A 603-nucleotide genomic window follows, 5' to 3' on the forward strand; every position below is an offset into this window, starting at 1 on the left:
GGTCAAGCTGGCCAAGGGCGGCCTCAAGTCCGCCGACGTCATCTGCCCCGGCTTCGCGGTCGACTGCCTGGAGACGCTGGAAGAGATTGCCCAGGAAGCCCGCGCCGCCTTCCTGGCCGCCGGTGGCCAACGCTTTGCCTACATCCCCTGCCTGAACGACCACCCGGCCGGCATCCGCGCCCTGGCCAAGCTGGCCGAGCGCCACCTGCAGGGCTGGGCCGGTGAAGCCCCGCATCCCGACACCCTGGCCCTGCAGCGCCAGCGCGCGCTGGCGGCAGGCGCCAAGAACTAGCGGCGCCGCCGCCGCACCACGCCGGCCAGCACTGCCAGCCCGGCCAGCGCCATCACGCCGGCGCCCGGCTCGGGCACGGCGGCCGCCGTGAACACCGCCCCGTCATTGGCGCTGAAGCTGAAGCTGGTGAACTGGTAGGCATCGGCCCGGGCACTGAAGCTCGCCCCGGCGAAGGCCTGATGGCCCAGACCCTGGCCGCCCGAGGTCTGGAAGAAGGTGTCGACGTTGAAGCCGCCGCTGGCCTGGAAGGCATTCGGATCGGTATTGCCCAGGAAGCGGAACTCCACGCTCAGATGGCTCAGGTCGAGGGC

Annotated in this window: 2 protein-coding genes; one reads left to right on the top strand and one right to left on the bottom strand. The window is 71.5% G+C overall.

Features of this window, described 5'->3' with window-relative positions; all coding sequences use genetic code 11:
• The coding region (locus ACXJKR_RS34205) for a ferrochelatase (protein ID WP_457326649.1) at nucleotides 1–292 on the top strand (292 nt) is incomplete at its 5' end.
• On the opposite strand, the gene ACXJKR_RS34210 is transcribed toward ACXJKR_RS34205, so the two are convergent.
• The coding region (locus ACXJKR_RS34210; protein ID WP_457326650.1) for a PEP-CTERM sorting domain-containing protein at nucleotides 289–603 on the bottom strand (315 nt) is incomplete at its 5' end. The two genes, ACXJKR_RS34205 and ACXJKR_RS34210, sit on opposite strands and share 4 nt — an antisense overlap.

It is taken from the genome of Roseateles sp. P5_E11 (assembly GCF_054049355.1).